At 60.7% G+C, this 2,181-nt stretch carries 1 protein-coding gene; it reads left to right on the forward strand.

The features are described from left to right. The coding region (locus AC01FP_RS17130; RefSeq protein ID WP_474481897.1) for a hypothetical protein at positions 1–2,168 on the forward strand (2,168 nt) is incomplete at its 5' end. Positions 2,169–2,181 lie beyond the last annotated feature (13 nt).

Below are 2,181 nucleotides of genomic sequence, written 5' to 3' on the forward strand. Positions count from 1 at the left end.
CCGCTCATGGCGCTACCCTTAATCAAGGCCGCCTGAATGGCAGCCAAGGAGTGACAACTTTCCTGAAAGTCACCGCGATCGGCGTCATCGGCCTGGAGATCTTCACCGACGGCGGTGTTTCTGTCGACTTCGGCTACCCGGCAAACCGCGATTTCGAGCGTGCGTTCAGTGTCGATGTCCTGCCATTCACCGGTTCCGGAGGTTTCCGCATCTCACGCGTATCCGGTGCCGGATCGCGGATGATTCCTCGGCTAGCAAAGGTCGCGGGAAATGATGTTTTCGTCTACGAGCCCGTCACCGAGATCGCCCTCGGTGGGCGCTTCGGACTCGGCAAGACCTTCCGCAAGGGTCCATTGCTTGCCTCCTTGAGTGTGACCTTCTACGCCTATCTGGCCGGCGCCCAGGGCATCCTCCGGAAGCTCCCTGGCACCACGGCTCCGACGCAACGGCCGCGTAGCACCTATGTGGTGCTTGCCGGCACCGTCGGTGTCCTAGGCGAGATCATCGGGTTTGTGGACTTCGGAATCGTCAAGGCCGGTGTGCTGGTCCGCGTCTACGTGGAGGCTGGCATTGTCTTCGAGACCGACCGCGCGACGGTGCTTTACATGGAGGCCGGAGTCAGTGTCCGCTGCGTCGTGGTCATCGGGAGAATCAAGATCTTCGGCGAGAAGATCGAGATCAAGGTCTCGTTCAATTTCTCCACACAGCTGCGCTACAACTGGGAGTTGGGAAGCACGCGATCGAACTATGCGCAGTTCTATGACCGAGGCAATGTAAGCCCGGCCCTGGCGGCGGTCGCGATTGCAGAGCGAGCGGCATCGACCAAAACCGACCCGCTGCCCTGGGAGGAGCTACCTCTTCCGAAGCCCGACCAATGGCGAGCGGACGGGAGCTCAGATCAACTGCCCCTGGGTCTCAGCCTGGTCCCAGACATGACCTTTGCGAGCTACGCGGCCGGAAGAAGGAAACTGACTATCCATCCGGAAGCAGTATTGCTGCTGACCGCGCCAATCCGGGACCCGAAGGCAGCCGCGATGGCCCCGGATGAGCCGACTGCCTATGAGCAGCTGATCCGGGCTTTGGTCTTCTGGGCGGTTGCAGCCCACAAGGGCCTGCTCGGGGCTGACGGTGCCGCCATCCCTCTGGATGTGCCAGTCTCCATCAATGACCTGATCGAGCTGTCGCGGCGCTTGGTGGGCGGTGACGAGCAGCTTGGACAGCCGCCGGGGAGTGGGCGCAGCCAGTACAAGCGCACCCCGGCCTATGGACAGCTCACCGGATTTCTGAAGCAGAATTTTCAGGTGCGGATCAGACTTCTACCTGATGTCGATCAGCTGCCAGAGACCGAGCGCCGCCAAGGGCATGCCTTCTTCCCGATGCCAGAGGACATCGAGATCAGGCGCGTGGGCTTCCCAGGCGATGGCGCATCGACAAAGCTATGGGAGCGCAAACTGATCGACGAGGTTTATCGGGGCAAGATCGACGAAAATTTTTCACGTCTGGTCGAGGAACTCAGCCGCAGATCCAGCCTCGCTGCCGAAGATGGGGAGGCCAGCCTGGCGTCGGTGATCTTCGAAGAGCACCTTGGGGTGCTCATGCGCATGGGCGTCGACCAGCTGCTGCAGCTTATGCAGGACCGTTACGCCGATGGCGCTGACGGAGTTGGTGGTGTCGAGGATAGGCGCCTTGAATTGCGCAAGGCGCTGGAGCTCCTCTCCCGTCGAACCGAAGTCGTGGATGGGGCCTCGACTTATCGCCTGCCGCTGTGCGAGACGGCGCTGTTTGCCGGTCGCTTCTTCATGCATGGATTGAATCTGCCGGAACTCGGCTTGGTTCTGGATGCAACCAAGGTGCCGGCTCCGTTGGTTGACCTGATCAATGGAGTCGACGAGGACATCCGTGGTAAGGGCCTGCCGCTGTTCCGCCTCGCCTCGCTGCAGCAGCCGCTATTCGCCGGTCAGGATCCAGACGAAAATAAGAAATACGGCTTCTCATTCGCACGACGCCCAGATGTAGAATGGCTCACTGTGGACACTTTGCTGAATCCGCCGACGGCTGGTGAGCCGGCGGTCAAGCTCGATTTGATCGAATACAACCGGGCCGCGGCCCCCAGTTTCAGGAAAGTTGTCACCCCTCTGATCAGTACATCCGGGGGCTTGAGGACATGACTAATGCGTCGAT

The organism is Cyanobium sp. NIVA-CYA 375 (assembly GCF_056108345.1).